The organism is Streptomyces sp. NPDC088194, from assembly GCF_040702025.1.
Taxonomy (GTDB): domain Bacteria; phylum Actinomycetota; class Actinomycetes; order Streptomycetales; family Streptomycetaceae; genus Actinacidiphila.
Window position 1 is genome coordinate 1 of the sequence record NZ_JBFBIV010000181.1, and the last position, 7210, is coordinate 7210.

Sequence of the window (7210 nt, forward strand, 5' to 3'; positions counted from 1 at the left end):
GCTTCCCGGAAGGGAGCGGACCCGCGCCGCCCTGCTGTGCAGGGCCGGGCCGGTCGCCGGTCCGGGCGGGAGCGTGCGCGCCCGGGCCCGACTGCCGTGCACGGTGCGCCGATTGGTGCGCCGGGGTGAGGATCACCGCGACCGTGGTGGCCGCCGCGATCGCCGCGGTCAGGGCGTACGCCCCGACGGTACGATGCCGCGCCCCGCGCTCGCTCGCGGCCCGCACGCCGTCGGGGAGGTCCGGCGGCTCGGCGACGGAACCGGAGTTCGAGCCCGAGTCCCCGCCGGGACCGGCGTCCGCGCCAGGGCCGGAGTCCGGGCCGGAGTCCGGGACGGCGCCGCCGTCGAGCAGTGCGCCGAGCCGCGCCGGCAGCACCTCCTCCGCGAGGTCCGGTACGGCCTCGGTCAGCGTCTCGCGGGCCGCGATGATCCGGGCCGCGGCCGCCTCCTCGCTGGCCTCCACCTCCGCTGCCGCTGCCGGCAGATCGAGCCCGAGCCCGTCGTGGAGCAGGAGCGCCTTGCGCTGGGTCGGGCGGAGCGTGAGCAGGGCTGCCGCCAGCGGGTCGTCGGGGGTACGCGGCCGGGTCCGGTGCCCGCCCGCCCACGCGGGCACCCACCGCTGCCAGGGCGCCAGCGCGTGGTCGTACGCGGCCGCGCGCAGCCAGCCCACCGGGTCGCTGTCCCGCGCCACCTCGGGCCACCGCTGCCAGGCCAGGTCGTACGCGTACGCCACGGACCTCCGCGCCTGGGACGCGTCACCGGTGAGCAGGTCCACCTGGCGCAACAGGGCGCCGGCGGCATGGCGGTAGAGGGCGTCGAAGGCGTCGTCGGGGGTGGCGTCGGCGGGAAGGCCGAGGTCCGGTGCCGGGATCGGGGCGGGGGCGGGGGCGGGCGGCGCGGCTTCGGATACGTACGGTGCGGACACGGGTACGGATTCGGGCGCGGATTCGGGCGCTGCTTCGGGTGCGGGTGCCGTCACCGCCTCGGCGTCGAACGGCACTTGAGGTGCCGTCAGGGTGGCGGCGCCGATGGCGGTCGGAGCGGCGGCCGCCACGAGTGCCGCGGACCGGGGGGCCGTACGGGCTGCCGCGCCCGCGCCCACGGGGGTCCTGGCGGGGCCGCCTGCCGCGCGGGGTGCGCGGGTGTCCGCGCCCGCGTACGTGCGGTTGCCCGCGACCGCCGCCTTCTTCCGGTCGGCTTCCCGGCCGGCCTTCCGCCCGCCGCGGCCCGCCCCCGGGCCCGACCCGGCGGTGGCGGCCTTGTCCGTGCCCTGACCGTCGTCCGCGGCGGGCGCCGTGCCCTGACCATCGCCCGCGGGCGTACCCGTGCTCGCGGGCGCCGCCGGGCGGGTCGCGGGGCGGGGCCGGGCGGACCTGGCCGCGGCCGACCGTTTGCGGGACTTGCGCCGCGAACTCATCGGACCGCCTTCCGCCGGGCCCCCGCCGCACCGGTGGCGTCCATCCGTTGACATGACGGTCCGAAAAAATGACACATAGGGCACATCATGGCCGACACGTCGGCTTTTCGCCTTCTCCCGGGGCGAAACGGGTGTTCCTGTCACCATGGGTGGCCGTGACGCAGACGAGCGAGCCGCTGACCGCTTCCGTATCCGCCCCGCCGCCGCGCTGGGCCGCGCTCCGCGTGTCCGCGCTGGCCGCGGGCGCGGTCGCCGCCGGGCTGGGACTCGGCGGGATCGCCGCCGCCGTGCTGATGCTGTGGATCGGTTCGCCCTTCCCCGACACCAGTCTCGGCGGCGCCCTGCACGTGGGCGCCGACCTGTGGCTGCTCGCGCAGGGCGCGGACCTGGTGCGTACCGACACGCTCTCCGGCGACCCCGCGCCCGTCGCCGTGGCGCCGCTGCTGCTCAGCGTGCTGCCCGCGTGGCTGGTCTTCCGCGGCACGTCCTCGGCCGTGGCCGCCGCGGTCGACGGCAAGGACGCCGACGGGCCGGAGAGAGCCACCGGCGAAGACGGCTCCGACGGTCACGCGGGCGCGAGCGGCCCGGCTGCCCACGGCGGCTCGCCAGGCTCGCCCGGCGACGACCCCGACGGCCGCCTCACCGGCTCGGCCCGGCTGCGCGCCGCCGCCGCGGTGACCGGGTGGGTGCTCGCCGGCTATCTCACCCTCGCCGCGATCGTCGCCGTCTACGCCACCGGCGGTTCCGTCCACGTCGATCCGCTCACCGCCCTGTACGTACTGCTCTTCTCCGGGACCGCGGCCGGCTGCGGGGCGTGGGCGGGCTGCGGGCGGCCCGGGCCGGAACGGCTGCCGCTGGACCGCTTCCGCGGCGCCCGCCTCCACCGGGTGCACCGGGCCTACGCCGAGGAGGTCGGCGCGGCGGTACGGGCCGCGGCCATGGCCGGCGCGCTGCTGGTGGCCGGCGGCGCCCTGATCGGCGCGGCCGCGCTGGTCTGGCACATGGGAGCGGTCGGCCAGACGTACCAGCAGCTCAGCGCGCCGCTGGTGGGGCGGGTCTCGGTGCTGCTGCTGGCCGTCGGCCTGGTGCCCAACCTCGCGGTGTGGGCGGCGTCGTACGCGCTCGGGGTCGGCTTCGCGGTCGGCACGGGCACCTCGGTGGCCCCGGCCGGCGCCTCCGGCCACCTGCTGCTGCCCGGTTTCCCGCTGCTGGCCGCGCTGCCGGACCGCGGTACGTCCTGGGTCGGCTGGACCACGCTCGCGGTCCCGGCGCTGGTCGCGCTCGCGGTGGCGTGGTTCGTCGGGAACGACGCCTGGCCGGTGTGGAGCACGGTCCGCGTCACGGCCGGGGCCTCGCTCGTGCTGGGCGCCGGGTTCGCGGTGCTCGCCGCGTGGTCGGGGGGTGCGCTCGGCCTGCGCAGGCTCGCGGACTTCGGGCCGGCCTGGTGGCTGGCGGGGGCCGCGGCGGCCGGGTGGACGCTGGTGATCGCGGTGCCGGCCGCGCTGGTGCTGCGCTACCACGTGGCCCATCCGCCGCACCCGTGGCGGTCGTTGGTCGGTGAGCTACGGGTGCCCCGGCCGCGGATGCCCGACGTGTCGTGGGCGCGGCTGCGCAGGTCGGCGGGGAGCGGTACCGGCGAGCAGGGCCCGAGCGGAGCGGTGGCTCCGGCGCCCCCGGGCCCGCCGGCGCAGGGCGCCCCCGCGTTCGTGCCGAAGCCGGCCCCGCCCGCGCCGACCGCCTTCCCGCCGCCGCTGCCCGGCCTCGCCCCGACGCGGTCCGACCCGCTGCCGTGGCCCAACCCGGCCCCATTGCCGCTCTTTCCGCCACCGCTTCCCGACCTGCCGCCCTCAGCGCCCCCCGCGCCTCCGGCCCCGCCCGCGGCCCCGCCGACCCCGGTCCCTCCCCGTCCGGCCGACCCGCCCGCGGAACCGTCCACCCGTTCCGGAGCCGAACCGTCCGTGCAGGAGCCCGTGAAGTCGCCCGCGGAACCCCCCGGGCAGCAGCCGGCCGCGGACCCACCCGGGCAGCAGCCGGCCGCGGACCCACCCGCAGAGCCGGCCACCGATCCGTCCGCGGATTCACCCGCCGAGCCCTCGGTCCCACCGGCGCCGCCGGCCGAACCCCCGCCCGCCGGGCAGCCTGAACCCGACGGGCTCTAGGCCCGACCCTGAGCGATGGCCGGACGGCGCCGGCCCTGGTGGTCAGTCCCGCAGGGCGGGCAGGCCGCGCAGCGGGGAGGGCAGGAGCTTCTGGCAGGCGTGCGAGGCCGGAGCGGTCAGCGCGTCCGACTTGCAGTCGTAGTAGTCGCGGTAGGCGATCTGGAAGCCGTAGGTGGCGCCGACGATCGCGAGGGTGAGCGCACTGGTGATGACGCCGGTCCAGGCCGCCGTGAGGAAGGAGCGCTGGGCGTCCGGGCCGGGCGCGGGCGGCGCCGGGCGGGGGGACTGGGTGGCGTCGGCGAGCGCGGAGGCGGCCTGGGCGCGGGCCTTGGCGCGGTCCTCGGGGGACATCCGCAGCGCGCTGACGCCCCAGTAGAGGGCGAGCGCGCCGAGCAGCAGACCCAGCGGGGTCCAGCCGAGCAGCGAGAAGATCAGCCCCCAGCCGCCGCAGATCAGGGCGTACCGCGAGCGGCGCTGGGCCGGGTCGGTCGGGTCGAAGCGCGGGCCCTGGCCCTGCGGCCCGGTCGGTCCCTGCTGGTCCCCGGGGCGGCGGGCGAACGGGTCCGGCCGGCCGGACTGCGGCTGGCGGCTGCTCCACTGGTGGCCCCACGCCTGCGGGGCGCCGTGCGGGTGCTCCGGCCCGCCCTGCTGCCCGTGGTCGCCCGAGCCGTGGTCACCTGAGCCGTGGTCGCCCGAGCCGCCACCGGAACCGGTGCCGCCCGAACCCCCGGAGCCGGACCCGGAGCCGCCGGACCCACCTGCCCCGCCACCCTGATGCCCGGGGTCGCCGGAGGGCTGCCTGGGCTGCCAGGGGCGGTCCGGGGCACCCTCGGGCGGGGGCGCGAACGGGTTGTCCCGCCGATCGCCCTCGGGCGCGCGCAGCGCGAGTTCAATGCGGCCGCTGCTCATGATGTGATGCGCCATCCCCTTGGGCTCGACTCCTGTCGCGTACGTGTTCTCCCCCAGACGCTACCGCCCGCAGGCTCCCCCGTCCCGTGGGGGCCGTCCGGAGTGCCGGTATCGTTGCTGACGGTCGGCGCACTCGTAGGGTTCCCCGAATTCGAGCGGCCCCGGTCTCATAGAAACATCCAAGCAGCCCGAAATACAGCCGCCAGGGTCCCCGTTCGCGGGATTCCCGCACGCCCGAGAGAGGCCCCCTCCGTGGCCGCCCGCACTCCTGCTCGTCTCGTCGTCCTCGTCTCCGGTTCCGGCACCAACCTCCAGGCCCTGCTCGACGCCATCGACGCCCACCCGGCGTACGGCGCGCGGATCGTGGCGGTCGGTGCGGACCGCGAGGGGATCGCGGGCCTTGAGCGGGCCGAGCGCGCCGGGCTGCCCACGTTCACCGTGCGGGTGCGGGACCACGCCGACCGGGCCGGCTGGGACGCCGCGCTCGCCGAGGCCACCGCGGCGTACGACCCGGACCTGGTGGTCTCGGCCGGCTTCATGAAGATCGTCGGCCCGGCGTTCCTGGCCAGGTTCGGCGGCCGGTTCGTCAACACCCACCCGGCGCTGCTGCCCAGCTTCCCCGGTGCCCACGGCGTGCGGGACGCGCTCGCGTACGGCGCCAAGGTCACCGGGTGCACCGTCCACTTCGTCGACGACGGCGTCGACACCGGCCCGGTCATCGCCCAGGGCGTGGTCGAGGTCCGGCCGGACGACACGGAGGAAGCGCTCCACGAGCGCATCAAGGAAGTCGAGCGACGGCTGCTCGTCGACGTGGTGGGACGCCTGTCGCGTGACGGCTACCGCATTGAGGGACGAAAGGTTTTGATTCCGGCATGAGCGCCACCTCCCAGGACACCCCGCAGGACAGCGGGACGCAGCGGCCCATCCGCCGCGCGCTGATCAGCGTCTACGACAAGACCGGTCTGGAGGAGCTGGCCCGCGGCCTGCACGCGGCCGGCGTCGAACTGGTGTCGACCGGCTCGACCGCCGGGCGGATCGCCGCCGCCGGCGTGCCCGTCACCAAGGTCGAGGAGCTGACCGGCTTCCCCGAGTGCCTGGACGGCCGGGTGAAGACCCTGCACCCGCGGGTGCACGCCGGCATCCTCGCCGACCTGCGGCTGGAGGACCACCGCAGGCAGCTCGACGAGCTGGACGTCAAGCCGTTCGAGCTGGTCGTGGTGAACCTCTACCCGTTCCGCGAGACCGTCGCCTCGGGCGCGAGCCCCGACGAGTGCGTCGAGCAGATCGACATCGGCGGCCCCTCCATGGTCCGGGCCGCCGCCAAGAACCACCCCTCCGTCGCGGTCGTCACCAGCCCCGCCCGCTACGCCGACGTGCTCGCCGCGGTGGGCGACGGCGGCTTCGACCTCGCCGCCCGCAAGCGGCTGGCCGCCGAGGCGTTCCAGCACACCGCCGCGTACGACGTGGCCGTGGCCTCCTGGTTCCTGGACGGCTACAGCGCCGACGACGAGTTCCCCGCCTTCACCGGCGCCACGTACACCCGCCTCAACACCCTTCGCTACGGCGAGAACCCGCACCAGGGCGCGGCGATCTACACCGACGGCAGCGGTACCGGCCTGGCGGGCGCGGAGCAGTTGCACGGCAAGGAGATGTCGTACAACAACTACGTCGACACCGAGGCCGCCCGCCGGGCCGCCTACGACCACGACGGCGTCTGCGTGGCGATCATCAAGCACGCCAACCCGTGCGGGATCGCGGTCGGCGCCGACGTCGCCGACGCGCACCGCAAGGCGCACGCCTGCGACCCGCTCTCCGCGTTCGGCGGGGTCATCGCGGTCAACCGTTCGGTGTCCGTGGCGATGGCCGAGCAGGTCGCGGAGATCTTCACCGAGGTGATCGTCGCCCCCGCCTACGAGGACGGCGCCGTCGAGGTGCTGGCCCGCAAGAAGAACATCCGCGTGCTGCGCTGCGCCGACGCGCCCGCCGCCACCACGGAGCACCGCCCGATCGAGGGCGGCGTCCTCGTGCAGGCCAAGGACCGGCTCCAGGCCGACGGCGACGACCCGTCCACCTGGACCCTCGCGACCGGTGAGCCGCTGTCCGCCGCCGAACTGGCCGACCTCGCGTTCGCCTGGCGGGCCTGCCGGGCGGTCAAGTCCAACGCGATCCTTCTGGCGAAGGACGGGGCGACCGTCGGGGTCGGCATGGGGCAGGTCAACCGGGTCGACTCGGCGAAGCTGGCGGTGGAGCGGGCCGGGGTGGAGCGCGCCGCGGGTTCCTACGCCGCCTCCGACGCGTTCTTCCCGTTCCCCGACGGGCTTGAAGTGCTGACCGCCGCCGGCGTCAAGGCGGTGGCCCAGCCGGGTGGGTCCATCCGTGACGAGGCGGTCGTCGAGGCTGCGAAGAAGGCCGGGGTCACCATGTACTTCACGGGTACCCGCCACTTCTTCCACTGACCTCGCGGGGGCGGTGCCCCTGACCCCCCGGGTGCCCCGCTCCCGCCCGTCCCGGGACCACCCCCCGGTGGGTGGCTCGTCGCGCCGTTCCCCGCGCCCCTAGGACGGTGCCCCTTGCGGTCGTGCCTTCACCTTGCGGCGCGCTGTGGCCGGTCGCGCAGTTCCCCGCGCCCCTGGGTATGTGCGGCTCCCTCCGCGAAAGGAGCCGCACCAAGTGAGGCGACGGGTTCAGCAGGGAGCAACTCGCGGCGGCCGACACCTCCGCGCTC

The 7210-nt window shown here is 76.4% G+C and carries 5 protein-coding genes; 3 read left to right on the forward strand and 2 right to left on the reverse strand.

The features are described from left to right. On the reverse strand, positions 1-1417 hold a 1417-nt coding region (locus AB0399_RS39970; RefSeq protein ID WP_366414631.1), incomplete at its 3' end, for a hypothetical protein. 155 nt (positions 1418-1572) lie between these two features. Between AB0399_RS39970 and AB0399_RS39975 the strand changes: the two genes are divergently transcribed. Further along, complete coding sequence (locus AB0399_RS39975) at positions 1573-3576, forward strand: DUF6350 family protein (RefSeq protein WP_366414632.1); 2004 nt, start codon at positions 1573-1575, stop codon at positions 3574-3576. A 42-nt stretch (positions 3577-3618) separates the two neighbouring features. On the opposite strand, the gene AB0399_RS39980 is transcribed toward AB0399_RS39975, so the two are convergent. Next, positions 3619-4500, reverse strand: coding sequence for a hypothetical protein (locus AB0399_RS39980; protein ID WP_329365639.1), 882 nt, complete (start codon positions 4498-4500; stop codon positions 3619-3621). A 237-nt stretch (positions 4501-4737) separates the two neighbouring features. Between AB0399_RS39980 and purN the strand changes: the two genes are divergently transcribed. Together purN and purH are read left to right on the forward strand one after the other, a co-directional pair. Continuing rightward, entirely contained in the window at positions 4738-5361 is a 624-nt protein-coding gene (gene purN / locus AB0399_RS39985; RefSeq protein ID WP_328468259.1) for a phosphoribosylglycinamide formyltransferase, read from the forward strand. Next, positions 5358-6941: a bifunctional phosphoribosylaminoimidazolecarboxamide formyltransferase/IMP cyclohydrolase gene (gene purH / locus AB0399_RS39990; RefSeq protein WP_366414633.1), complete on the forward strand. Its 1584-nt coding sequence runs from the start codon at positions 5358-5360 to the stop codon at positions 6939-6941. The genes purN and purH overlap by 4 nt, the downstream gene beginning before the upstream one ends. Positions 6942-7210: the final 269 nt, after the last annotated feature.

Coding starts and splice junctions, on each gene's coding strand:
- AB0399_RS39980 (WP_329365639.1), bottom strand. CDS start 4,500: ATGGCGCATCACATCATGAGCAGCGGCCGCATTGAACTCGCGCTGCGC.
- purH (WP_366414633.1), top strand. CDS start 5,358: ATGAGCGCCACCTCCCAGGACACCCCGCAGGACAGCGGGACGCAGCGG.